At 39.3% G+C, this 26,084-nt stretch carries 31 protein-coding genes and 1 pseudogene; 9 read left to right on the plus strand and 23 right to left on the minus strand.

All coding sequences use genetic code 11. The features are described 5' to 3' along the window. Nucleotides 1–305 precede the first annotated feature (305 nt). The 3 genes from MKX49_RS19290 to MKX49_RS19300 all read right to left on the minus strand — a co-directional run bounded on the left by MKX49_RS19290 (nucleotide 306) and on the right by MKX49_RS19300 (nucleotide 4,160). Nucleotides 306–1,976, minus strand: coding sequence for a sigma-54 interaction domain-containing protein (locus MKX49_RS19290; protein WP_340877385.1), 1,671 nt, complete (start codon nucleotides 1,974–1,976; stop codon nucleotides 306–308). 64 nt (nucleotides 1,977–2,040) lie between these two features. Continuing rightward, nucleotides 2,041–3,216, minus strand: a complete 1,176-nt coding sequence (locus tag MKX49_RS19295; RefSeq protein WP_340877386.1) for an acetyl-CoA C-acetyltransferase — start codon at nucleotides 3,214–3,216, stop codon at nucleotides 2,041–2,043. After that, nucleotides 3,213–4,160, minus strand: a complete 948-nt coding sequence (locus MKX49_RS19300) for a 3-hydroxyacyl-CoA dehydrogenase family protein (RefSeq protein ID WP_340877387.1) — start codon at nucleotides 4,158–4,160, stop codon at nucleotides 3,213–3,215. The genes MKX49_RS19295 and MKX49_RS19300 overlap by 4 nt, the downstream gene beginning before the upstream one ends. A 255-nt stretch (nucleotides 4,161–4,415) precedes the next feature. Between MKX49_RS19300 and MKX49_RS19305 the strand changes: the two genes are divergently transcribed. Both MKX49_RS19305 and MKX49_RS19310 read left to right on the plus strand, forming a co-directional pair. Continuing rightward, on the plus strand, nucleotides 4,416–5,192 hold the full coding sequence (locus MKX49_RS19305; protein WP_340877389.1) for a 3-hydroxybutyrate dehydrogenase: 777 nt from the start codon (nucleotides 4,416–4,418) through the stop codon (nucleotides 5,190–5,192). A 292-nt stretch (nucleotides 5,193–5,484) separates the two neighbouring features. After that, nucleotides 5,485–6,324: an alpha/beta fold hydrolase gene (locus tag MKX49_RS19310; RefSeq protein WP_340877390.1), complete on the plus strand. Its 840-nt coding sequence runs from the start codon at nucleotides 5,485–5,487 to the stop codon at nucleotides 6,322–6,324. Between the two features lie 71 nt (nucleotides 6,325–6,395). On the opposite strand, the gene MKX49_RS19315 is transcribed toward MKX49_RS19310, so the two are convergent. Further along, nucleotides 6,396–6,578: a YjcZ family sporulation protein gene (locus MKX49_RS19315; RefSeq protein ID WP_264639326.1), complete on the minus strand. Its 183-nt coding sequence runs from the start codon at nucleotides 6,576–6,578 to the stop codon at nucleotides 6,396–6,398. Between the two features lie 282 nt (nucleotides 6,579–6,860). Between MKX49_RS19315 and MKX49_RS19320 the strand changes: the two genes are divergently transcribed. Continuing rightward, nucleotides 6,861–7,211, plus strand: a complete 351-nt coding sequence (locus tag MKX49_RS19320; RefSeq protein ID WP_340877392.1) for a hypothetical protein — start codon at nucleotides 6,861–6,863, stop codon at nucleotides 7,209–7,211. A gap of 207 nt (nucleotides 7,212–7,418) precedes the next feature. Here the strand turns inward: MKX49_RS19320 and MKX49_RS19325 are convergent, their stop codons facing one another. Continuing rightward, on the minus strand, nucleotides 7,419–7,607 hold the full coding sequence (locus MKX49_RS19325; protein ID WP_445670136.1) for a DUF4083 domain-containing protein: 189 nt from the start codon (nucleotides 7,605–7,607) through the stop codon (nucleotides 7,419–7,421). A 763-nt stretch (nucleotides 7,608–8,370) separates the two neighbouring features. On the opposite strand from MKX49_RS19325, the gene MKX49_RS19330 reads away from it, so the two are divergent. Both MKX49_RS19330 and MKX49_RS19335 read left to right on the plus strand, forming a co-directional pair. Then, nucleotides 8,371–9,168 (plus strand): hypothetical protein, encoded by a 798-nt coding sequence (locus MKX49_RS19330; protein WP_340877395.1) that lies wholly within the window; start codon nucleotides 8,371–8,373, stop codon nucleotides 9,166–9,168. A 148-nt stretch (nucleotides 9,169–9,316) separates the two neighbouring features. Then, on the plus strand, nucleotides 9,317–10,120 hold the full coding sequence (locus MKX49_RS19335) for a hypothetical protein (protein ID WP_340877397.1): 804 nt from the start codon (nucleotides 9,317–9,319) through the stop codon (nucleotides 10,118–10,120). Between the two features lie 398 nt (nucleotides 10,121–10,518). Here MKX49_RS19335 and MKX49_RS19340 read toward each other — a convergent pair whose 3' ends face one another. The 4 genes from MKX49_RS19340 to MKX49_RS19355 all read right to left on the minus strand — a co-directional run bounded on the left by MKX49_RS19340 (nucleotide 10,519) and on the right by MKX49_RS19355 (nucleotide 13,004). Beyond that, on the minus strand, nucleotides 10,519–10,854 hold the full coding sequence (locus MKX49_RS19340; RefSeq protein ID WP_340877399.1) for a ribonuclease E inhibitor RraB: 336 nt from the start codon (nucleotides 10,852–10,854) through the stop codon (nucleotides 10,519–10,521). Between the two features lie 111 nt (nucleotides 10,855–10,965). Next, nucleotides 10,966–11,421 carry an SRPBCC family protein gene (locus tag MKX49_RS19345; protein WP_340877400.1) on the minus strand — a complete coding sequence of 152 codons (456 nt, stop codon included), beginning with the start codon at nucleotides 11,419–11,421 and terminating at the stop codon, nucleotides 10,966–10,968. Nucleotides 11,422–11,575: 154 nt separating this feature from the next. Beyond that, on the minus strand, nucleotides 11,576–12,448 hold the full coding sequence (locus MKX49_RS19350; protein WP_323598164.1) for an AraC family transcriptional regulator: 873 nt from the start codon (nucleotides 12,446–12,448) through the stop codon (nucleotides 11,576–11,578). A 103-nt stretch (nucleotides 12,449–12,551) separates the two neighbouring features. Next, nucleotides 12,552–13,004 (minus strand): GNAT family N-acetyltransferase, encoded by a 453-nt coding sequence (locus MKX49_RS19355; RefSeq protein ID WP_340877401.1) that lies wholly within the window; start codon nucleotides 13,002–13,004, stop codon nucleotides 12,552–12,554. Between the two features lie 228 nt (nucleotides 13,005–13,232). Here MKX49_RS19355 and MKX49_RS19360 point away from each other — a divergent pair, with 228 nt between their 5' ends. Further along, complete coding sequence (locus MKX49_RS19360; protein WP_048686532.1) at nucleotides 13,233–13,412, plus strand: small acid-soluble spore protein H; 180 nt, start codon at nucleotides 13,233–13,235, stop codon at nucleotides 13,410–13,412. Nucleotides 13,413–13,614: 202 nt separating this feature from the next. On the opposite strand, the gene MKX49_RS19365 is transcribed toward MKX49_RS19360, so the two are convergent. The 3 genes from MKX49_RS19365 to MKX49_RS19375 all read right to left on the minus strand — a co-directional run bounded on the left by MKX49_RS19365 (nucleotide 13,615) and on the right by MKX49_RS19375 (nucleotide 17,211). Continuing rightward, nucleotides 13,615–14,127 carry a DUF3189 family protein gene (locus tag MKX49_RS19365; RefSeq protein WP_202186842.1) on the minus strand — a complete coding sequence of 171 codons (513 nt, stop codon included), beginning with the start codon at nucleotides 14,125–14,127 and terminating at the stop codon, nucleotides 13,615–13,617. A 223-nt stretch (nucleotides 14,128–14,350) separates the two neighbouring features. Beyond that, nucleotides 14,351–15,460, minus strand: coding sequence for a D-alanyl-D-alanine carboxypeptidase family protein (locus MKX49_RS19370; protein WP_053087427.1), 1,110 nt, complete (start codon nucleotides 15,458–15,460; stop codon nucleotides 14,351–14,353). Between the two features lie 779 nt (nucleotides 15,461–16,239). Beyond that, nucleotides 16,240–17,211, minus strand: a complete 972-nt coding sequence (locus MKX49_RS19375; RefSeq protein ID WP_340877403.1) for an acyltransferase family protein — start codon at nucleotides 17,209–17,211, stop codon at nucleotides 16,240–16,242. A 374-nt stretch (nucleotides 17,212–17,585) separates the two neighbouring features. Between MKX49_RS19375 and MKX49_RS19380 the strand changes: the two genes are divergently transcribed. Next, nucleotides 17,586–17,981: a thiol-disulfide oxidoreductase DCC family protein gene (locus MKX49_RS19380; protein WP_340877404.1), complete on the plus strand. Its 396-nt coding sequence runs from the start codon at nucleotides 17,586–17,588 to the stop codon at nucleotides 17,979–17,981. A 222-nt stretch (nucleotides 17,982–18,203) separates the two neighbouring features. On the opposite strand, the gene MKX49_RS19385 is transcribed toward MKX49_RS19380, so the two are convergent. From MKX49_RS19385 to MKX49_RS19425, 9 genes and pseudogenes are all read right to left on the minus strand, one after another. Further along, nucleotides 18,204–18,662 (minus strand): hypothetical protein, encoded by a 459-nt coding sequence (locus MKX49_RS19385; RefSeq protein WP_063594613.1) that lies wholly within the window; start codon nucleotides 18,660–18,662, stop codon nucleotides 18,204–18,206. 69 nt (nucleotides 18,663–18,731) lie between these two features. Beyond that, nucleotides 18,732–19,556, minus strand: a complete 825-nt coding sequence (locus tag MKX49_RS19390) for a hypothetical protein (protein ID WP_340877406.1) — start codon at nucleotides 19,554–19,556, stop codon at nucleotides 18,732–18,734. A gap of 544 nt (nucleotides 19,557–20,100) precedes the next feature. Beyond that, nucleotides 20,101–21,447, minus strand: coding sequence for a DUF3238 domain-containing protein (locus tag MKX49_RS19395; protein WP_340877407.1), 1,347 nt, complete (start codon nucleotides 21,445–21,447; stop codon nucleotides 20,101–20,103). Nucleotides 21,448–21,582: 135 nt separating this feature from the next. Continuing rightward, on the minus strand, nucleotides 21,583–22,029 hold the full coding sequence (gsiB, locus tag MKX49_RS19400) for a glucose starvation-inducible protein GsiB (RefSeq protein ID WP_048883183.1): 447 nt from the start codon (nucleotides 22,027–22,029) through the stop codon (nucleotides 21,583–21,585). 169 nt (nucleotides 22,030–22,198) lie between these two features. Further along, nucleotides 22,199–22,402, minus strand: a pseudogene (locus MKX49_RS19405) (KGG domain-containing protein); the annotation flags it as partial. 156 nt (nucleotides 22,403–22,558) lie between these two features. Next, nucleotides 22,559–22,714, minus strand: a complete 156-nt coding sequence (locus tag MKX49_RS19410; RefSeq protein ID WP_034309764.1) for a YvrJ family protein — start codon at nucleotides 22,712–22,714, stop codon at nucleotides 22,559–22,561. Nucleotides 22,715–22,755: 41 nt separating this feature from the next. Next, nucleotides 22,756–22,974 carry a DUF2922 domain-containing protein gene (locus MKX49_RS19415; protein ID WP_053536155.1) on the minus strand — a complete coding sequence of 73 codons (219 nt, stop codon included), beginning with the start codon at nucleotides 22,972–22,974 and terminating at the stop codon, nucleotides 22,756–22,758. Between the two features lie 43 nt (nucleotides 22,975–23,017). Then, on the minus strand, nucleotides 23,018–23,236 hold the full coding sequence (locus MKX49_RS19420; protein ID WP_063594617.1) for a DUF1659 domain-containing protein: 219 nt from the start codon (nucleotides 23,234–23,236) through the stop codon (nucleotides 23,018–23,020). Nucleotides 23,237–23,381: 145 nt separating this feature from the next. Next, on the minus strand, nucleotides 23,382–23,663 hold the full coding sequence (locus MKX49_RS19425) for a DUF2798 domain-containing protein (RefSeq protein ID WP_340877409.1): 282 nt from the start codon (nucleotides 23,661–23,663) through the stop codon (nucleotides 23,382–23,384). Nucleotides 23,664–23,792: 129 nt separating this feature from the next. On the opposite strand from MKX49_RS19425, the gene MKX49_RS19430 reads away from it, so the two are divergent. Continuing rightward, the gene (locus MKX49_RS19430) at nucleotides 23,793–24,656 is read left to right on the plus strand and encodes a LysR family transcriptional regulator (protein WP_340877410.1); all 864 of its coding nucleotides are present in this window, start codon (nucleotides 23,793–23,795) and stop codon (nucleotides 24,654–24,656) included. A 146-nt stretch (nucleotides 24,657–24,802) separates the two neighbouring features. Next, nucleotides 24,803–25,462 (plus strand): hypothetical protein, encoded by a 660-nt coding sequence (locus tag MKX49_RS19435; RefSeq protein WP_034309777.1) that lies wholly within the window; start codon nucleotides 24,803–24,805, stop codon nucleotides 25,460–25,462. Nucleotides 25,463–25,505: 43 nt separating this feature from the next. Here the strand turns inward: MKX49_RS19435 and MKX49_RS19440 are convergent, their stop codons facing one another. After that, complete coding sequence (locus tag MKX49_RS19440; protein WP_034309781.1) at nucleotides 25,506–25,760, minus strand: sigma-G-dependent sporulation-specific acid-soluble spore protein CsgA; 255 nt, start codon at nucleotides 25,758–25,760, stop codon at nucleotides 25,506–25,508. 108 nt (nucleotides 25,761–25,868) lie between these two features. Continuing rightward, a complete protein-coding gene (locus MKX49_RS19445) occupies nucleotides 25,869–26,066 on the minus strand; it encodes a helix-turn-helix transcriptional regulator (protein WP_034309784.1) in 198 nt (65 codons plus the stop codon). Between the last annotated feature and the right edge of the window lie 18 nt (nucleotides 26,067–26,084).

Consider the following 26,084-nt stretch of genomic DNA (forward strand, 5'->3'; position numbering starts at 1 on the left):
CTTCTCTAAATTCACTTAAAACTGTAAAGGTTTCAGTACACACAAAGATAAACTCCAAAAAAGTGTAAGACTTTTCTTACAACTTTTAAATTCCCTTTCGTTTTATGTACGGATTTCCTAACACACGCAAATATTTGCTAGTAAAAGCTTGGGGAGAGGATTCAGGCATTAGCTTACATTCGGCGGAAAGGGAGCGGACTTCTGAAAGCACCTTGCACGTTTTTTAAAAAAAACTGCAGGCAAACTCGATTTCCTCCGAATTTGCCTGCAGTCTGAACCCTTTGGCAAAAGGGTCCTTTCTTCAATCATAAACCATATTTATTCATTTTTTCATACAGTGTTGTTCGGCTCACTCCGAGTCTCTTTGCCGTTTCTGATTTATTGCCAGAAGTCATTTCCAAACAGGAAACGATTGCAGCCCGTTCGGTTTCATCCATTACTTCAGCCAAGGTGCGGATCGAGACGGCTTCTTTATGACCCGTTATTTCTTTAGGGAGATGCTTGGAACGTATCATTTCCCCTTCTTCAACTATATTCATTGCGCGTTCAATGATATTCTCCAACTCACGAATATTCCCCGGCCATTTATAAAGGCGAAGCAGACGCAATGCTTGATCGCTCATCCCTCTTACGCGTTTCTTCATGAGATTCTGGTACTTTTCAACAAGATGACTTACCAGTATTTCAATGTCCTCCGGTCGCTCCCTTAAGGAAGGGACATGGATTTGCAGGACCTTCAATCGGTAATACATATCAAGCCGGAACTCCCCTTTCGAGACCATTTCCTCCAGATTACGGTTCGTTGCAGCGATTACCCGTACATCAATCGGGATACTTCCCGTCGAACCGACCCTCTCAATCTCTTTCTCTTGTAAAACACGGAGCAGCTTCACCTGCATATGCAGTGGCAGCTCACCGATTTCATCCAGAAAAATCGTACCGCCTTCAGCCGCTTCGAACTTACCTGCTTTTCCGCCTTTTTTTGCACCAGTGAAGGATCCCTCTTCATAGCCAAATAGCTCTGACTCCAGCAGCTCCGCCGGGATGGCGGCACAGTTCACTTTCACAAACACACCCATCGCCCGTCTGCTGTCATTATGAATGGAATGGGCAAACAGCTCCTTACCTGTTCCGCTTTCACCCAAAATCAATACATTCGAGTCGCTTTTAGCGGCAATTTTGGCCTGACCTTTCACTTCCATGAAAGCGGGACTTCTTCCCATCAAATGATCAAACGTATATGAGGCCTTATTTCTCTCGCGAAAATCGCCTTTGTACTTTTTCAGCTCAACTTCAAGTGAATTTATCCGCTTGGAAAGAGCGGTAAATTGCCCGACATTCTTAAAAAGAATCTTCCCGACCGCCCCTATCAACTTGCCTTGTTTCCTTATCGGGGAGCGGGTTGCAATTATATAATTATCTTTAATTTTTTGTAATTCAGCGACCTCTTGCTTGCCAGTTTTGGCGACCACATGCATACGGGTGTTTTCAATGACCTCCGTTACATGTTTCCCTATGGAGCTTTCCTGATCGACCCCAAGAAAATCCGCATAAGCATGGCTCAGCATTTGGACATACCCTTCCGTATCGACCATCACCAAGCCATCATAGGCAAACTCGATAATATCCTTAAACAGAAGTTCTTCATGATTATCGATATTAAGAAAATCACTTTTATTATTTGTAAATAATAGGAGGTAAATCTGATACTCCTCATTACCCATTTGAATGATGGCTTTTCTGACAATCCCATTATTCTCATTCAATCGGATCGGAGTATTTACAGCTGGTACAAGGTTTTTTTCTAAAATCAAATGTATTTGCCGATCAAATTGATTCTCGTCAAAAGCCTCGGATAATACGCGATTGCATAGAACGATTTCTTTTTCGTTTTTCGTTACCAAAACACCAAAAGGCAATTCTTCCAATATCGCTTTCACTAATTCCAATTGAATAGTTTCATTATCGCTGGCCATTCCTCTTCTCCTTAACCCGTCTGAAGTTTCCTCCATTATATCATAGGAAAATGAGGCCAAGTCATTACCGTTCCACAATAAGCGCAGTTCCCTGTCCGCCGCCGATACATAAGGTGGCAAGGCCGGTTTTTGCATCCCGGCGCTTCATTTCATACAATAAAGTCACTAAGATGCGGGCACCGGAAGCGCCTACCGGATGACCCAGGGCAATCGCCCCGCCATTCACATTCACTTTCTCCGGCTTCAATTCAAGGTCCTTAAGCACGGCGAGTGACTGTGCCGCAAAGGCTTCATTCACTTCCATCAATTCAATATCATCTATTGTCAATCCCGCTTTTGCCAAAGCTTTCCTTGTCGCAGGAACTGGACCGTATCCCATGATTTTCGGATCAAGCGCGGCGTTTGCATATGACTTGATTGTCGCTAATGCTTCCAGGCCCAGCTCGTCCGCTTTTTCTTTAGACATCAGGACTAACATCGCACCCCCATCATTGATTCCGGAGGCATTACCTGCCGTAACCGTTCCATTTTCCTTAAATGCAGGACGCAGCTTCGTTAGCTGGTCTATCGTCAGCCCATGACGCGGGTGTTCATCTTGTTCCACCAAGATCGTCTTTCCTCTGCGTTTATATTCAACAGATGCGATTTCCTCTGCAAATCGTCCTTCAAGCTGCGCCTTTTCAGCCTTCATTTGGCTATCTAAAGCAAATTCATCCTGCTTTTCACGGCTGATTCCCCACTGCTCGGCGATATTCTCCGCAGTCACGCCCATATGATATTGATTAAAAACATCCGTTAAAGCGTCATAAGTCATTGAATCGACCGCTTCAGCATTGCCCATTTTCTGTCCAAAACGATAATTTGGAAGTAAATACGGGGCATTGCTCATGCTTTCAATCCCCCCGGCAAGAATCACATCAGCATCACCGAGGGCAATGAATTGTGCTCCCATTATGACCGTACGGAGGCCAGATCCGCAAAGTTTATTAATGGCCATGGCCGGCGTTGTTTCCGGAATCCCTGCATGAATCGCAACCTGACGTGCCACATTTTGCCCTAATCCAGCAGATAGAATATTCCCAACCAATACCTCATCGATCATGTCAGCCGAAATATTTGCCCGCTTAATCGCTTCCTTAGCTGCCACAACTCCCAAGTCAACCGCCGAAACATTGGCAAGACTGCCTCCAAACGCACCAACCGGTGTTCTTGCTGCCCCTACAATCACCACTTCTCTCATAATACTTCCTCCTTCTCCATTTTTAATTTTCCCAGTTTAATAAAATTACGGTCCCTCTCATTGATTTTCTGAGAAACGGTAGATTCTTCATACGTAAAAATGCCTTCTCCCGACTTCGTCCCAAGCTTTCCCTCAGCCACCAAATCACGAATCAAATCAGGCGCTTCCTTACTCTGGTCCAATACCGGTGAAACATTATCGAAAACACGCTGCCATGTATCAAGTCCGCCAAAATCGGCAATCTCGATCGGCCCGGTAAATGCCCAGCGGAAACCTGGTCCAGCCGTTATCGCCGTATCGATATCCTCCGCATCGGCAACGCCCTCTTTTAATAGATAAAAGGCTTCCCGCATCAAGGCAGTCTGGAGACGATTGGCAATGAATCCTGCTATTTCTTTTTTCAAGAGAATCGGAGACTTGCCGATTTTACGCATTAAATCCATGGTTGTCTTGACGATTTCCGGCTTCGTTTCGTCATGCTGAACAATTTCAACCAATGGAACCAAATGGCCAGGATTAAAGAAATGCGTGATGACCATTCGCTCCGCAAACGAGGCCTTCTCCATCAATTGGGAAATCGGAAAGGTCGATGTATTTGAAGCAATAATTGCATCCGGTTTGATTATTTCCTCCAGTTGCTGATATAGATTTAATTTCAGCTCGATGACTTCCGGAATCGCCTCAATGATAAAATCAGCATCCCTTACTGCCCCTTCCAAGTCCACGCTGTATGTAATATTCGCTAGAGCACCTTGCTTTTCCCGATCAGTCAAAGCCCCTTCCTCGATGAGTAATGATAGATTCTCAGAAATCCGATTTTGGGCATGGTATAGCAGCTCTTCCTTTATATCGTTAATGGTGACGAAATACCCGCTAACTGCAAAAGACTGAGCAATCCCACTACCCATTACACCTGAACCGATAATGGCTATTTTTTTAATCATCCAGCTTCCCCTTTCCGTTTCAATTACCTTTATTTACTCACCTTTTTATATATGCAATATCCATGCCAACGATATGGGGAAATAAAATTCTTTTTTTATCTTGAAAATCATGATAGACTCTTACTCATTAACCTAAACCATATTTTTATAACCTTCCCTTTATATTTCCAAGAGTTTACTCTATGGAATACTTCCCTATTTACGACATAAAATGACAGACTTGGACCATTACATTTTTTATTGGAGGAATGTAATATGGTTAAAGATAAAGTGGCGATAATTACCGGATCTGCTAGAGGAATCGGCTTTGAGATCGGAAAGATATTTGCTGAAAATGGAGCAAAGGTCGTTTTGTCCGACCTTGATCAAGACACAGTTGAAAAAGCTGCTCTGGACCTAAGGAACAACGGCTTGGAGGTTATCGGCTTAAAAGCTGACGTAACAAGTGAAGAGGATATTATCCAACTAATCAAACAAGCTAAAGACAAATATGGACGAATCGATATTTTCATCAATAACGCCGGCCTTCAGCATGTTGCACCAATTGAAGAGTTTCCAACTGAAAAATTCGAACTGATGATCAAAATCATGCTGACCGCGCCATTCATTTCCATTAAGAACGTTTTGCCAATCATGAAAGAACAAGGCTTCGGCAGAATCATCAACATCTCTTCCATTAACGGCCTGATTGGATTCGCCAACAAAGCAGCATACAATAGTGCCAAACACGGTGTAATCGGCTTGACGAAAGTCGCCGCCCTGGAAAGCGCCACTTTTGGCATAACCGTCAATGCCCTTTGCCCAGGATACGTAGACACGCCTCTCGTCCGCGGTCAATTGGAGGACCTGGCAAAAACAAGACAGGTACCGTTAGAAAGCGTTTTGGAAGAGGTCATCTATCCACTTGTCCCACAAAACCGCTTACTCGATGTAAGTGAAATTGCCGACTACGCCATTTTCCTCGCAAGCGACAAAGCACGGGGCATCACAGGCCAGGCAGTTGTATTAGATGGCGGATATACCGCTCAATAAAATGCATGTTAAAAACCCCGAATAAATGGCACCAAAAAAGGTGCTCTGTATTCGGGGTTTTCTGTATGGGGAATATGGGAAAATTTGGTGGCAGAAAGATATCCCCCATGTTAAAGTAATAGAGGGAAACCTCCCATTTCACAACTATTAAAAGGAGGCCGCGTCATGATTATTAAGTGGGTTAGACTGCGATAATGAAAAGCGCAGGCCAATCATCATGCTCCGGAAAGTATATATTGATCTGCGCCATGGTAACGGCTATTGGATAATATTTAATACGGAGGTAAAAAACATGAGTGAACAGATACTGAAAATTAATAAAGTCGATATATGTACTGAAAGTTTTGGAAACCCTAAGGACCCTGCCGTGCTTTTGATCATGGGAGCGATGTCTTCATTAGATTGGTGGGATGATGATTTCTGTCTCCGCCTTGCCGATTCGGGGAGATTTGTGATTCGCTACGACCATCGGGATCTGGGACGGTCTACCGTTTATGAACCCGGTACCTCCAACTATACAATAACGGATTTGGCTGACGATGCCGCGGGTGTCCTGGACGCTTATTCCATAGAACGTGCTTCTATCGTTGGGATGTCCCTAGGCGGTATGATCGGACAGATTCTTGCTTTAAGATATCCGGAACGCGTAAATACGCTTACGCTAATTGCATCAAGCGTGTTCGGGACTGTAATGGAAAAACTGCCTCCAATGGATCAGAGCATATTGGATCATCATGCAAAAAGTGCTTCCATTGATTGGTCAAATCGGGAGACGGTCATCGCTTATCTTGCGGATGGATGGAAAACTTTAGCCGGTACCAAACCTTATGAGCAGGAAAGAATGTATAAACTGGCAAAAAGAGAGGCAGACCGTGCCAAGCAGATACCGAGCAGATTCAATCATGCCATGCTTGCTGGAGGAGACGAATATTTCGATCGAATGGGTGAGATTTCCGTACCTGTCCTCATCATTCACGGCACAGAAGATCCAGCCTTGCCATACGAGCACGGACTTGCTCTTGCGAAAGCCATCCCTCAAGCTGAATTAGTGACACTTGATGGATCAGGGCATGAAATTCATAGTGAAGACTGGGATAATATTATCGGTTCAGTCATAAAGCTTACTTCATAATAAAGGAATAAGCCAATAAATCAGCATAAAGGAAGCCGACCAATAAAGGTCGGCTTTTCTTTGTTCATTTGTTAGCAGAAACCGCCATATCCTTGAACGGGATAACAGCAATCGTTACCTCTATCGCCGCCGAAACAAGCAGCTCCAACGATGATTAAGAGGATAAACAATACGACTATAAAAGCGAAACCGCCACCAAATCCACCAACATCGTTACCGCAACCGCAATTTGAATCATGACCACAATTTGACAATAGAAACATCTCCTTATTTGTTTTAGGAGGAAAAAATTAAATGGGTTAATTCAACTTATGTTCTAAATAGGATAATGACACAAAAATCACCAGAAACTTTTTTCAACCACCCGCACGACCTAAAATTAACAGTTTATCAGCGCCTATTTTTACTGTTTGGAGATTTCATACAGCTCCGCCTGACACCTTATTTACTCATTGAAATTAATGATTGTTTGCGACATCCAATTCCCACTAATTCAAGCTTATTGTACAATGAAGGTAAAAAGGTCCGAGGTATTCATGATAAAAGGAAATTCTTATATTCTTGTTTTTTCCATGGCTGTTCTGTTTACAATCATACTTGTTTCAACTACTCCAATAATAATTAAAACGTTACTCGCTTTTATAACGATTGCTTTCATATTTCCTGTCATTAGGAAATCTCTGTTTAAAGACAAATTCAGAAAAATTAAAGTGGCCTTCTACTCATCAGTGACCTTTACAATTGGTTTATTTCTAGTCTCGTTTTTTGAAGAAACATCCTTTAAATTGGATGGAGATTTCCTGATCATTATGGTTGTGCTTTTTTATAGTTTGATTGGAAATTTCTTTTATGGTTTACCAGTATCACTAATTTCTGAATTCATCTAAATGAAGTTTTCCAATATACGTTCTGGTTATCTGGATTCATACATATTGGTTTCGGATTGGCTACATACTTTATTGACCCGGGAGGTTTCTTTATCTTTGCGGTTATATGCTCCATAATCTTTTTTGCACTAGATGAAATCACTAAGTTATATTCGACTTCTTATGGACCTAACCAGGAAACAAAAAAATGAAAAGGATAAAAAGAAATTACTCTCTTTTATCCTGTTCAAGCAGCTCAATTACTCTATCAAGTTTTTGTTCTATGCTATTGGTTTTGTTTGACCTTGCAAGAAGAGAACGAACAAAAAAGTAAACCGCAAATATCATACCAAGCAACAAAATAAACATAATAAGTTGATATACTAAATCACCGATATTGAAATCCAAAGAACCCACTCCTTTCCTTTTTCGGATTAACTATAACTTATATCTACTGGTCAGGACATAGAGTCGACAAAAACTATTACTATAGTTTTTTAGATATCACTTTTATTTCTTTATATATTTGTGTAAGTACTATTAGGATATGTATAGGGATACCGACTGCAAGTCCCACCAATGGCGAATAAGGCCCAGCGAAAGAAAGCGATACAAGTGTAATAGTTATATATATTGATATAATTAACGCCGTCATAAGGATTTCTCCTTTTTTGGATAATTATAGCATAAGTTCACAGTCCGATAATACCTCGGCTGTCTCGCTCCCCTGGCACTTTAGTCTTCAAGAGAAATAACAATAAATAAAAGTAATAATTCCCCCTCTATAAACCTCATAAATTTAAAAACGAAATTTCAGATGCCTTAAAAAGAGCCTAGGACTAACTTTGTTCACTTTTTGTAAAAAGCGAGCAAAGAAGTCCTTTTTGGGTTTATCTGTATTTTCGCTGGCATCACTTTTCAATGTTTAGCTTCTTGCTTCCCTTTATATTCGTCCATTTCTTTACCGCGTTCGATATAACCGCTAATGCTAAATTATAAACCTATGAATATTTGCAGTTTGTCCGGAAAAATAAGTAACCTGTCCAAGCAATTGCCTTATTTTATTAATACTATATTTTGTAACTACTCGAAAATAACTTTGGCAGTGGTTAGTACGGTTCGATACTACACTCCATTTCATTTTCGAAAAAAAATAGTTACAAGAAAGGATTGAGATTTCATGGGAAATTTCGGTAAAAGTAATCCAATGCACAGCAACTGGGGTTCTGCATGTTCCGACAGCGACTGGGGTTTTGGGAGTGATTCAAGATTCGGTGATGATTCAAGATTTGATTCTCATTCAAAATTTGATCGTCATTCAAAATTTAAAAAACCATGTAAGGTTTGTAAGTCTCACGACGATTCTGTTTGCGATTGCAATTTTAAAGCTCCGGCTCGCCAACTTGCTGCACCATTAAACAGCGACTGTGTCCTAGTCAATTCCGTTGTAGGCTCAAAAGCGGTACAAAAGGTTGCAGAAGCAACATTTCCTTTTACTGCGTTTACTCCAGCAATTCCAGCTGGTTCCACTATTGTTTCCGTATCTGTAGTACCGAACCTAGCTGGTGTTACACGTAACACGACAATCATAAGGGACAAAGTCGTTAACATCGGGCTTATTCCTGTAACGATTACGGTAACATTTTTGGCACCAGGAGCAACCACTCGTGCAACAGCCGTACTATCAACGAGTTTACCATTCCAAGAGCATACAGATTTTCCAGGTGCTTGCCCTGAGGATACAGTAATAGAACCCCCATTAACAATAGAAGGGATCTTTGCTCAACCAGGCGTTCCAGTCATCGGCACAACGGGACTTGTTACTACCAATGCCATTTTAGTCAAGATTGTACTACGTACTACAATTACAGTGACTCGACCAGTTATTGTAGATAAACACGGTGGTATTTGCGACGTAAATGAACGTCGTTGTGAAACTACAACTACTCCAACAACTAATACTCTTCCTGCTCCGTAAATAACGGTGTTGAGTAGTTTTTAATCTTGACTAGCAAAGCCCTCTCTAAATCGAGAAGGCTTTGCCTTTATTTATATTTTAAAAGATAGAAAGGAGTGAATTTCTATGTATTATCACGAGGATTGTTGTAAGAAGAAACACTACGATAATGAGCACCACGATCATTGTTGGAAGAAAAAATGCTGTGATAATGAGCATCACGATCATTGTCGGAAGCAGGAAAAATGCTGCGACAATGAGCATCACGATTATTGTTGGAAGCAGGAGAAATGCTGCGACAATGAGCATCACGATCATTGTTGGAAGCAGGAAAAATGCTGCATTAATGAGCATCACGATTACTGCAAGAAGAAAAAACACTGCGATAATGAACATCACGATTGCTGCAAGAAGAAAAAACACTGCGATAATGAACATCACGATTGCTGTAAGAAGAAAAAACGCTGCGATAATGAACATCACGATTGCTGTAAGAAGAAAAAACACTGCGATAATGAACATCATGATTGTTGCAAGAAGAAAAAACGCTGCGATAATGAGCATTGCGATTGTAAGAAGAAAAAACGCTGCGATAATGAGCATTGCGATTGTAAGAAGAAAAAACGCTGCGATAATGAGCATTACGATTGTAAGAAGAAAAAACGCTGCGATAATGAGCATTATGATTGTAAGAAGAAAAAACGCTGCGATAATGAGCATTATGATTGTAAGAAGAAAAAACGCTGCGATAATGAGCATTACGATTGTAAGAAGAAAAAACGCTGCGATAATGAGCATTACGATTGTAAGAAGAAAAAACGCTGCGATAATGAGCATTACGATCATTGTTGTAAGCAGAATAAATGCCATGTTGACTTTGGATGTCATATGTCATGGAATTGGTAGTTTGTTAAATGAAAAGTACTTTGATACCCTAATTATCAAAGTACTTTTTTTTGTTCCCAAAAGATGAGCGTACTCATTCTGTTCCCCCTGACCTCTCTAATTCAACGATTCTTCTTTTATCACTTTTTCTGAAACAATACATACCCAACGTCAGTCTAATCCTGACCTTTCGTCTTCAAGAGAGAGTGATATTCAAAAAAAGTAATAATTTTACACATTTACACTGGAACATTTGTTCTGCTTGTGTTATTCTTATAAAAACAAAAGAAAAGATCTGATCGCTGCAAACGATTTGATCCGTAATTATAATTAACGGTCGGTTGTATCCGCGGGCCTAACACGGTTGTACCGCTGAGCCGAGCCATTCGCTAATCTTTAGGGTGCCGGTTATAAAGACAGCTCCGAACTTCAGCTAAGCACCCATTAGTTCTATATGAACTGATAGTTTTTTAACAAGTACAGCTATTAATCAATCATTACTCCCCATCCATCTGTTTGCCCACCATAAGGTATACTTAGTCCATCAAGTCGTTTTTGTATATCAATAATTTCTTCGTAATTTAAAAACATTTTCATTAAACAATAACAAGTCCACTCTTCTGTTTCATCATCTTGTTCTAATTCACAAATAAGCCCGTCATCTTTGAATGATTTTAATACAGCTTCACCACTCTGTTTGTCTGGAACCGCAATAAAAAATTCTACATCTTGTGGCTCATTAAAATCAACACCTTGTTTATATAGCATTTTTAACACTTGCCCATCTTCATCGTTAGGGAATTTTTTAGGGAATAATTTCATTATCTATATCTCCTTCCTTCTTAATCAGTGAATTAGTTCTTCTTGGTACTAGGGGACATAAAAAGGCTGCCGCAGCAACCCATGATATTTAGAGTAAGGCATTAAACAAGGTTATTGCATATTCTCGGCAATCTTTTTCAGTGCCTTTGCACGAGAAACGATAAATGCTCTCATATACTTTTCTAAAAACAACTTATCAGCTAATACTCCAATTGGACCGAACGGTGACTTATATTGAAATGTATCCATCATTATAGTTCCGCCTGGTTCTTCTATAAACTGATGTGTGTGTACGAAGGAATGGAAGGCACCCTTCACCATAATATCTACAAACTTATTTGGTTTTTCCATTAGTGTCACTTTGGCTTTCAGCCTTTGTTTAATACCAAAGTGAATGGCTTCCCAAGTAACAGTATCTCCCTCCTCTAATAGCCCTTCTGTCACACCATCAACAGCCATTTCCTTTGTGTTCGCTGTCGTTTTGGTATGGATATCTACACTCCTCGCTAGGTCAAAACATAATTCAACTGGGGATTTAATAAATTGTTGATACTCTATAACAGGCATTTTTCAATCTCCTTATATAAGCACTTTCTATCCATCATTATAGCTCGTTAAAGCAAATTATACCTAGCTCTCATTCCCTTATCCTTTCCTGTTTGCTCCATAAGAAAAAGCTGCCATAAGACAGCTTTTCCGATAAATTCTTCGCCTGCTAAACTTACTTTTTCATAACCGGGATCCATATTTCACTTCTAAATGTTGGTGAGGTTATGTCTTTATTTTCGTTCCAAAGGATTTCCGGCCCTTCTCTTTGTTCATAGTTAGAGGATGGAAACCATTCGGAATAAATGCGTCCCCAAACATTTTGCAGTGTTTCAGGAAAGGGGCCGACTGCTTCAAATACCGCCCATGTAGATGCATCAACTTTCAGCTGAGTTAAGTTATCTGGACATTCCCTCGTTGTTGCTGCGCCGATATAATGATCAAGCTCCCCTTTTTCCTCCAACCGGCCTTCGGAAAAGTTCGCGGATGCACTAAGCAGCCCTAATGGCTCGACATTCGATAGGTTTTTAAGTTCATTTATCGTTTTCTCGTCTAAACTTTTCCACATAGATGCAATCTCTGGATTGACCCCGTTAAAAATGATTGGAACCCTTTTTTTAATTCCAATTATGTGAAATGCCTCTTTTTCTTCAATTCGATAGTTCATTTCACTGCCTCCTTTAATGGATAATTGGAAGGACATCGGTGGATAGGCTTTAAGTGAATGGCCATTACTTCTCGCTTCTGATGGCGTGATGCCATGCAAATGCTGAAATGCCCTTGCAAACGAGTCTGGTGAACTGTACCCGTACTTTATCGCAATATCAATGACCTTCATGTTGCTATTTTTAAGCTCAAACGCTGCAAGTGTAAGTCGTCTTCGGCGGATATACTCGGATAGTGAAATACCGGCAAGGAAGGAAAACATCCTTTTAAAATGATATTCCGAGCAATAAGCGAGCCTTGCAACTTCTTTAAAGTCAATTTCGTTCGTAAGATTTTCTTCAATGAATTTAATGGCACCATTCATATTTTTGAGCGAATCCATTCAATGACCTCCCTTATATCAACAGAATAGCAGGAGTTGAAATGAAACATCCGACTTTCTGTGCACGATTATGCAGGGTCTAATCCCTTTGTGTTAAAAGTACTTATTGTTGAAATGGGGTTTTACCGACTTTTTGCATAAATAGCTCTGGTTTATCAATCGGATTAAAACCAAATTTTTCATATAATGAATGTGCATCATTCGTTGCTAACATAAACCTGCGAACCTCTTTTAGTTCGGAATGGTCGGTGATAACGTCCATTAACCATTTTGATAATCCTAATTTACGATAGTCAGGTAATATAAACACATCGCAAAGATACGCATGGGTTGCTAAATCGGTTATTACCCTTGCAAACCCAACTTGATCACAACCTTCATTTCCTATTTCACCCTTATAAACCCCAAAACATAAGGTCGTATTTTCAATTGACTTTATTACTGTTTCCTTTGGTATCCCCTTTGACCAGTAAGCTTCTTGATTCAAAAAATCATGTATTACATCTACATCTAAATACTTTTTATTAGTAGAAATTGAAAATCCTTTACTATTCATTTTACATCCCCCTATACTTTCTTAATTTTCTGTAATTATATCAACTGATTTTATCTTGAACTATCCTTCGTTATCGAAATAATTAAAAACTGCCATACATATAACTCACGCACCAGTATGTTAAGTAAGGTATAAGGGATTCTTGGAAGAATTTTAATTACAACTAGTATATCTAAGTAATTCGGAACAAATATTAAACATGTTGCAAATTCAAAGGAGGTGGCTATAATGAACGCACAACGAGCAGAAGAAATTGCTTCTTCACCAAATATGGTTACTGTAACCTATAATGAGGAAAGTATCTACATTGAGCACGTGGATAAACAAAATGGAACAGCTACAATCCATCCCCTTGATGATCCAAATAAAAAACAAAGTGTTTCTGTAACCAGCCTGCAAGAACAGTAATTTCGATTCATTAATAAACCTCCACTTCCGGGTGGTGGTTTATTGTTCGATTAAGTGCAAGCACCACCTCTTGTATAGCATGTATCCATCCAGAAGCGTAACAAAAAAAGCCAACATCAATTGTTGGCTTGTATCCCTATACAGTTGACAGCCTGCACTTTCAAAAACGATTTTTGATGGGCTAAGTAAATTTTTAATAGGATTACTTATATTTTTCATTTTCTATTATAATCACTTTTTCCCCATTCGCTGCTTTTCCTATTTGTTTCGTATTTTCAACCAAGCGAAAAATATTATCACAGCATTGTTTGGTGCCTATAATTAATAATGGCACACCTATGAAATCAATTTTTAATGCTCTTGATAAATATCCCCCTATAGACATGGCAATAGGGACAGTTGGGGATGTATTGGAGAATACAATTTTTTCGTTAAAGTGAAATTTCTCTTCCAGTAGTAAAGTCAATTCTTTTAATGCCGGAACAACGAGTTTCTCTCTTTTATGTCCCATTGTATAAACGGAATTGCCATCTTCATCGACCCCGCGAAAAATCAGCTTTCCAAATTCTTTTTTCGTTAATTTATTAAAATATTTTACATTTAATATTTCTTCCGAAGTTAGTTTTCTTTCCGATTGAGGTAATTGTTTTAAATGATAGGCGGCAGCCAAAGACGTGGTATGTGTACCCCCATAATCATTATAGATATATATCATGAAATCATCCCTAATAGTTTTTTTAATACTTATTATGGTCATATACTCCATTTCCAATTCAGTTGGCTATTGTAGGCAGGGAATTATACCGAATTCATGATCTTGTTCCTGTCCTGGATCATCAAGACTAATAATAAAAGAGTACCCCTATCAGTCGTGGATGATAAGGGTACTCTTTTATTGTTTTTATTATTTATAAGCTGGGTATGTATAGTAACAGGTTCTAAAAGCCTCCCAATCCTAGAGATGGGACAGAAAATTTTATTAGGTTATCATTGATTGTTTCTTGTTTAATCGGGGCAGGCAATACTGTATTCCTAACATCAGCGACCGTGTTAAGGTCAAAGGATTTTATTGCTTCCCCTTCTTGGTTCATGATTGAGAGAATTCCATCATTACTCGTTTTAAGATTAGGTTGATCACTGATTAAATGAGTATAGTATAAGTCTTCGTTCAGCGTGTAGGAATTAGAGTAGTCCGCTGAATAAAGTTTGCTTTTTTTATCAATTTTGCCTGATTTAAAGTTTTCAAAGCCATAGTTGAATAAAAGCTTGGTATCAGAGTAGGCAATTTTGTCTGAAGGAGCTTTTAGAGTGACAGCAATCAATTCCTGTTCTCCTCTAGTGGCAGTAGAAATCAGGGTGTAGCCGGATTGACTGACGAAACCGGTTTTCCCGCCGGTTATTCCCTTATAGGGGAGTTCACCTTTTAACATTTTATGATGGGTAATCAGAGTTGTGTCCCATGTTTCCACTTCCCATGGTAACTCCTTCTTCCCAAAGTACTCACGGAACGTTTCATTTTTCATAGCATATTGGGTAATTTTCGCAAGGTCACTGGCTGTAGTTAAATGGTCTTTGTCAAACAATCCATGGGGGTTCGTAAAATGAGTATCGGTGATGTTTACTTCTTTTCTTAAAAACTCATTCAAATCTTCCATGAACAATTCTTCACTGCCAGACATATGCTCGGCAATTGCGATGGCTGCATCATTTCCGGAGTTGATCAGCATGCCTGCAATTAATTCGGAAAGCTCTATTTCCTCCCCAGGTTCAATAAATACCGAAGACCCGTCTGCCTTCGCTGCTTTCTTGCTAACAGTCACTAGTTCGTTCTTATCCCCGTGTTCTATAGCATATATCGCCGTGGCAACTTTCGTTAGACTGGCTGGATACATACGTTTATCCATGTTTTTTCCGTATAATACTTTTCCACTTTTCGCGTCAATAATGATCCCGGCTTCACTATTGAGAGGTAAGTCAGATTCTGCACTTACCTTCGTAGAGGCGAAAGGGATTAAAGCCAAAATGAAGATGATGAAAAACTTTTTCATATGCCGCTCCTTTGATGATAGTTAAATCTTATATAGTCATAATAAAATAAATCTGAATGTTTAAAGTTGTTTTATTGAAAGTGAAATACAAAAGTAATTACCCCTTAATAATTTTGGAAACATTTCGGGTAATCACCTTCATTTTCTTTCCTGAAATAACTTTAAAAGGGTTGTATCCCTTTTAGTGGAGCCTCCATTTAATCTCCATTAAATGAAGTTTTTTGTAGATCACTAAATATCTGGCAAGAAAAAAACCCTTCAAACGGAAGGGATCTGGCTGTAGATAAACTCTAAGAAAAGCGAGTTTGACTGCAGTTTTTTCTTTTAAAAATTCCAGTTGATTTCAGAAATCCCGCTCCCTTTCCGCCGACTGTCTGCCAAGCCTCCTCGACGCAAGCGTCTGTGGGGTCTCGGCTAGCCAGTTATTCGGCAGGAGTGTCGCAAATTTCTTCCATCCATTTAGGAGTACAGGAAAAAACATGAAGGATAAACTAGTCTTAAACATGGTTTAGATGAGCCTGGCCTACAGTTTTTCTTTCAAAACACAAAGTCGATTGGAACGGAAGGTGCGAGACTCCTGCGGGAAAAGCGTGGCATGGGAGACCCCGCAGGAGCGCCGAGGAGGCTCCCGCCCGCCCGCGGAAAGCGAGTGCCCTACGTTCCAATCGACGTTCCCTGTTTTACAAATAAAAATTGAGCAGACTTATTTTTCATCTAGTTTGTCGACAGTCTCAACATTCAATCTCTGAAGGGATATTTACTTTATAGGTAGAATTCTGTTATGTTTTCATTTTCATTCCTATTAACGCACATTCCACTTTTACTATCGGTTTTCTTGATAATATAAATATTATGGTTACAGGTATGACTAATAAAACATAGTATTGGCCACTTTCTTTGATCCAATCATAAATAAATGAGTTGTAAACATATTCCAGGAAAAACATATGAAAAAGATAAATACCTAATGTAATGGATCCTATTTCCGTAAAAAACGTTTGTTTTTTAGGAACTATACATAAAAAACAGTAAGTTGCTGCTCCCATAATTAAATATACGAGTAACTTATATATAAAGCCGAGGGCAATGGAGCCTTCCATTAATTCCTGATAACCTAAGCGGCCATAAAACCATTCCCTCCAAGTCATTTCCCCATAGAAATAAATACCGATAAAGATTAACCCTAGTACAGCCCAGCCGATAAGGGCATTACTTTTCTTTTTAACCCATTCAAAATGATTTTTTTCTAAAAAATGTCCAATTAAAAAGAAAGGAAAGAAAAAGAAGGTTCTCGATAAACTTAACCATTCATTCACTTCACCAAAGTAACCGATTATTAGAGAGACAATGATTGAAAGGACGATTCCATATTTCCTGGAGGAAAATATAAACAATAATATATTCCAGCAGAATAAGCTTATTAAGAACCATAAAGCCCATCTTGGAGTCAATATTGTGAAGTCTATTGGTTCATCAAATACCTTCTGATAATAGAAGGTATATATCACCTGGAATATTACATAGGGAATTAATATTTTCTTAATGAGCCCCCAGAGGTCCTTTTTGTTTTTTATCTTTCTGGAGAAGTAACCGGATACTAAAATAAAAGCTGGCATATGGAATGAAAAAATGAACAGATAAATAGTTAAAATCCATTGGTTTTCTTCCACCATTCTAGCTAATGTGTGCCCCAAAACAACTAGTACGATTAAGACAGCTTTCGCATTGTCAAAATACGGATCACGTTTCATGAAATCTTACCTCCTATAAAGAAACTGCCAGTTATATTTTCTAATCCTCATTTATGGTTTGAATGAAAAAGCCGGCGTTCCTCTACTATAGGATTGCCGGCTTGGAACTTCATTGGAGTATCTACCATATCACAGCTTGTTTACAGTTTAGTTAATGGAAAATAACAGTTTGATAACAGTCAAAAAACTGCCTATATCATGGTCCACCCGCCAATTGGCTTACGGCGCTATCGTACCCGTTAATGACTTGCCGGAACGACAATCCCTTCCATCATCAAAATTCCAGGCAGTTCCAGACGTTTTCGCCTTTTCAAAACGGGTAGTGTATTATATAAGCATGAGTATGATAACGTCTCTCTATAGGAGGAATGTTCATGAATCCGGTCATTTTGTTTGATGGTGAATGCAACTTTTGCGATTCGAGTGTCCAGTTCATTATAAAGCGGGATCCGCAGGGGCTTTTTCATTACGCTTCGCTTCAAAGTGAGGCAGGACAAGAGTTGCTGAAGAAGTATGCTGTTCCTGCAGATATAGATAGTATGGTGCTGATTGAAAAGGGTATGGCCTACTATAAATCGTCTGCAGCCTTGAGGATTTGCCGCCGCTTACAAGGGGCATGGAAATTGCTTTACGGTTTCATCATCGTCCCAAGCTTCATTCGGAACTTCGTTTATGATTTCATTGCCAGGAACCGTTACAAATGGTTCGGAAAGAAAGAAGAAAGCTGTATGCTGCCGTCGCCAAGTGTTCGAAAGCGGTTTTTATTGTAAATCGAAGCCCCTAACTATTAAGCTCGGAATGAAAACACAGATGGAAAAGGTATTTAATTTTCTGCTTTCGTTATATTAGTCTCTTTACTGGCTTTCTATAACGTAAAAAAGGTAATTCAGCTGAATTACCTTTTTTACGTTATAGAATTGCGGTTACGACTCTTTAACAAATGTGGTTAGTACATTAAAGAACAATATTTATGAAGTGTGTTTATGTATTTGTTAAGGGTGAGTTATTATTTGCTCAACTTTATTAAGAGTACTAGCATTACTTGGAATAAATTGAGCGGTTAATTGATAATCTCCTTTTGAAAGCAACTTCGAATTAATTTTTATAGTATACTCCCATGTGTCTCCTTTATTAAAATCTTTTTTATGTTTTTTAGTCGGTTGAGATTCAACAGTAATGATAGTACCCTCTTTAATTGGACTATTCGTTATTGTTTTGAATTCTACGTCTATTTCATTACCTGTAGCAAATAGCAAATTAAAGTTCTTATTTGTATTATTTGTAATTTTATAAGTAAAACTCTCATAGTCTTTTGTTGTCAATTGATGTTCAAGGGATTGTTCGACGTTAAGATCGAGTTTATTGTTCTTTTTATCAATTTGAGCAATGTAGTAGTAATAGGCAAATATTATTAATGAAATAATCACAATACCAATAATTAACTTTCGCACAAGATACCCCTTCCAAATGTTGAACATTACATGTTTTATTCTCTCTTTTTTGTTACTCTAACTATTTATTTAGTAACTTTTTACACTGCTTATAGGAGGATTATCCGCGTAGTCTTTACCCTTTCCTGTAGAAATTCCATATGAAAAACCTCCTGAGCCACCACCAATAGATGGAGTTATCGTTGTGAAAGCATGAGAATATTCTACTATTGCTTGTAAAGGTCCATTGTTTTTACTTGAAGCAGATTTAGGTAGATAAATATATTGAGTGAATTTCCCTATATCATCATGTGATCCAACACGTAGGTCTACTTTCCACGACATACCCGCTTTTAAAGAAGGTTTAAAAACAGTAACAGATTCAGTAATAGGTATTGCACCATAATAAGTATGAGATAATTTACTTGTAGATTTATACCAAGCGTTATCAGTCCAGGCAAGAGCAAAAAGATCCACGTACCGATTTTTTGGCATGATATTCCAATTATAACTACCATTTATTTTAAACTGTTTTTCATTACTATTCTTAATTCCAAGATAAGACGCACTTACCTTTAGAGTTATACTTCCACCATTCTTTAAATTTTGAGCTTGTACATCCCCACTAATTTCATATTCCGGCACAAATGTATACGTAGTTTCAGAATATACAGGGTTCATTGCTCCTTCAGATATAAACTCTTTCATTTCTTCATTAGTTGTTCCATCAATAGCTTCTTCTGACCAACCAGCTTCAGTTAGAAATGCCCATTCCTCTTCGGTTAATTCATCTTGTTTCGAATCTGTTTGGATGTTATCTGGAACATATTGAGAGAAAGAAGGATCAACATTTACCAAATCATATTTTTTTTGATTTTCTAGTGTTGTAGCGTAGTCTTTTAATTTTGTGCGCATTTCTTTATTATCAAGGTTTACATTTTGTGACCAAAGAAGAGCTGCAGCTCCAGAAACATATGAGGCAGCTAATGATTTTTTTCAACTAACACATCACCAGTTCAAATTTTTTATTAAAATATTATATAACACTAGATATATTTTACCATATTTTATATAAATCGGTACAATTTACTTATTGTATTTTATTTTCGTTTGAATTTTGGTCAATAATTAGTTAAATTAAATTTTCCTAAATAACTAATTAGCCAAAAACCAATAGGGAAAATTGGAAGATATAACAAAAGCGATCATTACCTAAAATTCACTAATAATTGCAAATAACTTAATAGCTGCTACTCTGGTCTAGCAGGTTTCAAGCAAAAAGGTATACGGATAGTCATACAAGGATTGCCGCATTTATAATGACTTAATCTTGTGTCACATCTTCTCACAGATTTGGAATAGGTATTTTAACGAGACTATAAAAAAATCAATGCTTTCCTATAACAAAGGCTAATAAACAAAAAAAAGGACGAACAGCGATCTTGGCTTTTCGTCCTTTTCATTGTGTGAATGTGGAGTATCTCCATAAATGATTGGCCGTAGGGTGCGCCATCATTTCGAGCCCTTTGTTTTCCGCTAGGTGCAGCGGTTCCCAGTTTTGGTCGTCTGTCTCCTTTAGGTAGACTTCGTGATGCGGGGCCTGATCATGATAGCCGGCGATATTGATTTCGCCATTTCGGTAAAAGGTCCCGATCACTTTATAATCCACGGCAGGTGAAATGATGATCGGATTGCCTACAGAGTGTGTCAGCTGGATTGTCGTTTTCTCATGATTGGATAATATGCGCTTCACTATAACACCTTCATCCGAGGCCACTCCCTCCTCAAGGAAATCCCCATCATGGTTGTAAGCCTCACTTTTCCCGACAGCTTTGGAAAATTCAATCTCGGCTTCCCTTTCCTTTTCGTGAATGTACACATCGACCCTGGTCCGGAAACGGGATGATTCTGGATCAAACCCGCGGTTGTCTCCTTTAAAATAGGGAACCTTTGAGGCCAGATTGGGGTTTTTCAGCCACTCTTCCGGTAAAAAAGTGGAATAGCGCAGCTGCCAATTTCTTTTCCTTTTACCATCCACATCGTTTTCAACTGACTGCAAAAGCTGTTTTACAGGTCCTATCTTTTTGGTATTCGTTATTTCCTCGATCGCCGCCTTTGCTTGTGATGAACCTTTCTTTACGGCTCCGACAATACTCGCTACAAGGGATTTCACGGCATAGGATTCCTGCTCTGAACGCGGTAGGGGCCGCTTCGCTTTAATGGTATATGTGTATTCCTGATCTTCACTAATACTCCGATCATTGAAGGAACATCCACTCACTTTCCCAATATCCACGCCGTTTCGATAAATCGTATATTCTTTAATTCCCTTGATGGGCTCCCATTCCAGGCTGGCTTGGCCTTTTGCGACAATTGTCGTGAATACCAAATCCAAAAGGATATTATCCTCTTTTTTATTTTCGGCGGTCGTTGATGTCTGTATTTTCATCCTGTTCACTGCCTGTTCTTTATCATTCAAGCTATCTATCGTGTACGTATAGATGGTTCCTGGAGCCAGACCCCGATCTGCCATCTTCGGCTCCGAGCCGCTGTAAATCAGCTCTCGCCCCCTGAATACCCGATAGTAACCACCTGCATCAGGCCAAATAAGCTTGATGGAATCCTCTTTCCGTTCAATTTTGCACATCAATGAAGCCGTTTTGAATACCGCTTGATGCTTCCTCTTATTGGAGACCAGATAAGCAATTCCCGCAAGACCAAGAGCAAGCAATGAATGCCGTGCTGTGAATGTAACTACGCCTACTTTTAAACGGGGAAATGAATAATGGGCAATCAACTTCTTCATCACCTCTTCTTTTATAGGTGTTATTCTTTACCCACTTTAATCCCTGAGCACACTTTGCGATGTGCTGTGCTGGCATAAAAAAAACGAGGGAATGTTTACTCCCTCGGTCATGTATAAGTTTCACTGGATTATATTTTAACGGCGGCTTTTTTCCCCGCCTTTGCGTCCTGCTTCTTCACGGCTCATTTTTCCATCATCGGAGTCATCACGTTGATTGGCCCGTGCCTCTCCGCCTTTTTCGCCGATTTCCTGATAGAATTCCTTGCCGTGGCTTTCGGATGTCGCTTCTCCGCCTTTTTTACCAATCTCTTGATAGAATTCCTTATCATGATTTTCGGATGTCGCTTCTCCGCCTTTTTGGCCAATCTCTTGATAGAATTCCTTATCATGATTTTCGGAGGTTGCTTCTCCGCCTTTTTGGCCAATCTCTTGATAGAATTCCTTATCATGATTTTCGGAAGTGGCCTCTCCGCCTTTTTGGCCAATCTCTTGATAGAATTCCTTATCATGATTTTTCGCTGTTGTTTCTCCACCTTTACGTCCTGCTTCTTCACGACTCATTTTCTCATTGTTGTTAGCCATTAAAAATTCCTCCTTATTATTTGGATTTTCCATGTACTAGCTACATATGTCATGTACGCGCTTGAACGGCCATAAAACTAGATTCAGCTAAAAACTTCAGATCGTTTTTTTAGCGGCGGCTTTTTTTCCCCGCCATTAAGTCCTGCTTTTCCCTGCACATTTTTCAATCATCGGAATCACGTTGATCGGCTCTAGCCTCTCCGCCTTTTTTGCCGATTTCCTGATAGAATTCCTTATCATGATTTTCGGAAGTGGCCTCTCCGCCTTTTTGACCAATCTCTTGGAAAAATTCCTTATCATGATTTTTTGCTGTAGCTTCCCCGCCTTTGCGGCCAGCTTCTTCCCTGCTCATTTTTTCATTGTTGTTAGCCATTAAAACTCCTCCTTATTATTTGGATTTTTGATGAACTAGCTACAGTTTTATGTATACCCGATAGTTTTGATATAAAACTAGAATCTATTAAAACTTTTCCATTTTAAAAGGAAAAGCCTCATGGATGCTATCACCCACGAGGCTCCCCGCTTATCCTTAACCTGACTTCGGAATTCCTTCTCGCAGGCGTTCTGGCAGCTCCACAAGGGTTTCATTCAAAGTATCCAATTTCGTTTCAATCCTATGAAGCAAATACAGGGTAACAATGATCGGGAACCCAATATCACTGACAAACGGCAGGATTTGATCCACTTTTTTCACCTCTCTTCCAGGGTGACCAACAAGACCCGTTCTTAGATGAGTTCCACTTCCTCGACATTCCGCTCGACAAGGCGTGCCGCTTTCAAATCGACGAAATCCCCTGAAGATGTAACGAACACGTTCCCCGCAATGATTTTTTCCATTGCCAGTTTAACCGTATTCACTTCGACCGGCTCCTTCGGATTATCAACGGAAATCGTCGCTGACTTTCCTTCCTCCGTAACGAAAATCAATTCCAGTACTTTAGCCATTTCAAATCACCTCCCCCGCTTCCGGCCTCTTTCCAAATACCGTTTAGCCAATCAATGAATACATATCCACCCGGGTCACTTCACCCATTGGATAATTCTGCACACTTGTGATTGCAACAGCCGTCGAAAACAACTGATCCGCCGTCGCCTCGACCTTGATGTTCGAAAAGGTCCTCCGCTTGAAAACGAGAGCCCCTTTTTCATTTAACCCCGTCTCAAAATCGATCCGCAATGTACTTGAAACTGGAATCTGGTTTGCCATGCCACTCACCCCCTTTCACACTCTATATAAACTTTTACAGGATGAAAGTAGCATGATCTTGAAATTTTGCAGGGAAACGCAAAAAAGGCTCCCCATCATTTGGGCAGCACTAAAATCAGGAAATCCTTTTAATTATCTACTGGCATCATCCATTGTCTTCTTCTCTCACTAATAAATCCTTCTCAATCATGGGCGGTTTTTCTACAAAATTAATTCTTCTCATTATTTGTTGTATGACTCTCGGAAAGAAGTAAGCTCCAAAGAAAGCACAAATAAAAGCCTGTGACCAAGTTTTTAACCATGCAGATAGGAATTGATGATCATACCCCCTATTTATTGAAACTAATATGAATGAAATAAAAAAGGACATACAAAAAGCCATTAAACATGCATAAATAATATTTCTGTATTTAACGTTAATCTTCATTATTTTTCTGCTTTAACTCCATGATTTAATTTTAGATTCCAACTATATTTTATTTCTTCCATTTACATTAGTAAAATCAATTTTTATAATAGGTCTATTAGAATTACTAATGCAAAGGGGTCAGTTCGGTTGAATTCGTATTATGCTTTTATCAAAACCATAGAAACAGGCAGTTTTACAAAAGCGGCTGAAGAACTTGGCTATACGCAGTCCGCCATTAGCCAAATGGTGCATTCATTAGAGGAAGAGCTTTCCACCACTCTTATCTTACGTTCTCGAAAGGGTATTACACTGACACCAGATGGCGAGGAATTTTTGCCATATATCAGGAAGATTTGCAATTCACATAGGGAACTGACTGAAAAGCATAAAGAGATGGAGGGACTGCAAAGCGGCCTTATTCGAATTGGCACCTTTTCCAGTGTTACATGTCATTGGATACCAGGATTGATCAAGGATTTTAAGGAACTTTATCCAACTGTACATTTCGAATTACATCAAGGAAATTATACGGAAATCTCAAACTGGATTAAAGAAGGCAGCGTAGACTTTGGCTTTGTGAATTCAAATGTTTCGGATTTAACTACGATTCCCTTGCAAGAAGATGAGATGGTGGCTGCGATGCCAGTAGATCATCCTTTAACATCATTCACAGAAGTCTCCTTGGAGGAATTGCTAAAAGATCCTTATATTCTGTTGGATGAGGGAGTGGTACATGAACCATTAATGATTTTTAAACAGTTCGATTTTGAACCTGATACACAATACCGGGTATATGATCCTTATGCGATTATGTCCATGATTGAACAAGGGCTTGGCATTTCGATTTTACCGAAACTGCTCTTACATAAATGTCCCTATAATATTGTAACGAAAAGCATCTCTCCTTCTATTATCCGAACCATTACTTTGGCGTATAAGGATAAAAGGGTATTGCCAATCGCCAGCAGGTATTTTATTGACTTCATCATTGAAAGGTATAGGGAAATCTAACGTTTTTGCTTTTATCTTATTTTCCCTTTATATTCTTTTTTTATTACAGACATTCCTGATGCGTAGTTAAATTGCAGCTGCCTTTAAATGGCATGTCATGTTCGGCTTTTCTGGGAAATAATAATCTCGAAAGGAAGTGGATGTTGATGTCATTAGAATGGTTTGACAGAGTAAGCGGGGAATTGCAGGATCATCTTAAATCAATTTGTGAGAAATACGATCGCAATGGCAGTATGATCGTGGAGCGCGGGTCTAAGCATCCACGCATCGAGTTTTATACAGAGCTGGAAGACGATGAGCGGGATTATTTTTCCTCGCTGTTTTTTGATCCGTATAATGAAGAATTTTATATGGAATCGTTCGATCCGGATTTAGGGCAGATCAGCAAGGTCATCCTTTCGGATATTGAAGATATCATCGATGCTGTCCATGAGAGCTTCCATAACTATTTGGAAGAAGATGAGGATGATGATGATTACGATTATGCATATGAAATGGATATGGATGATGATAATGATGATTTGTATGATCCTGACGGCGAAAATTCCGATATATACGAAATCGATGTAGATTGGGAAACGCCTGAAGTGACTGCCTATATCCAGGATAATGAAGTGGAGGTCACCTACCAGTTCGGTATCGTTCAGGAGACGGGTGATGGTGTGCTGAAACGGATCAATCGGATTAGGACAGCGGATGATGACCTGATAAAGGATGAAACGAATTTCATTTTCAGCAAGGAAGAAGCAAGCACGATCATCGCCATGATTGCCAGTCATATGGATTCACTTAGTGAAATGGAATAAAACCAACAAAACCTTGTCCATGATCATCATGGACAAGGTTTCATCATATAATAATCAGTTCATATACCTCTGATAATTGCGTGACCCGTTCCGAATCACTCGCTTCCTTTGCATGCTTGATTTCCTGAGGAAGAATATGGTTAAGGAGACTGGCCTCTTTACCGGATAGCTTATTGACGAGTTCTTCTTCCGAATGAAAGTGTCCGCTTTTGATTTTATTATATATTTCCTGCGCTTCAGGATATTGGTCCGTATAGTTAGACAATATCTCACGTAAGTAACCAATCGTACGATCCATCAAACCATCCCTCTCGAATGTTAGATTTTTGCTTACATGCTATACCTTCCCCCATTTTTTGATGATAAATTCCTGAAAAAAAAGATATCCAAGTCAATGGATACCCAATTAGTCTTCCTCCCAAAACAAATCATCCAATGTACGGGATAATGCTTTACAAATCCCGACACATAAACTTAATGAGGGATTATACTTTCCGGATTCAATCAATCCTATCGTTTGCCTGGATACGCCGACAATCTTGGCCAGTTCTTCTTGTGACAAGTCCTTTTCTACTCTCGCAAGCTTCAGTTTTATATTCTTCAAGGGACAGCACCTACTATT

This window comes from Peribacillus sp. FSL M8-0224 (assembly GCF_038003055.1).
Classification (GTDB): Bacteria; Bacillota; Bacilli; order Bacillales; family DSM-1321; genus Peribacillus; species Peribacillus frigoritolerans.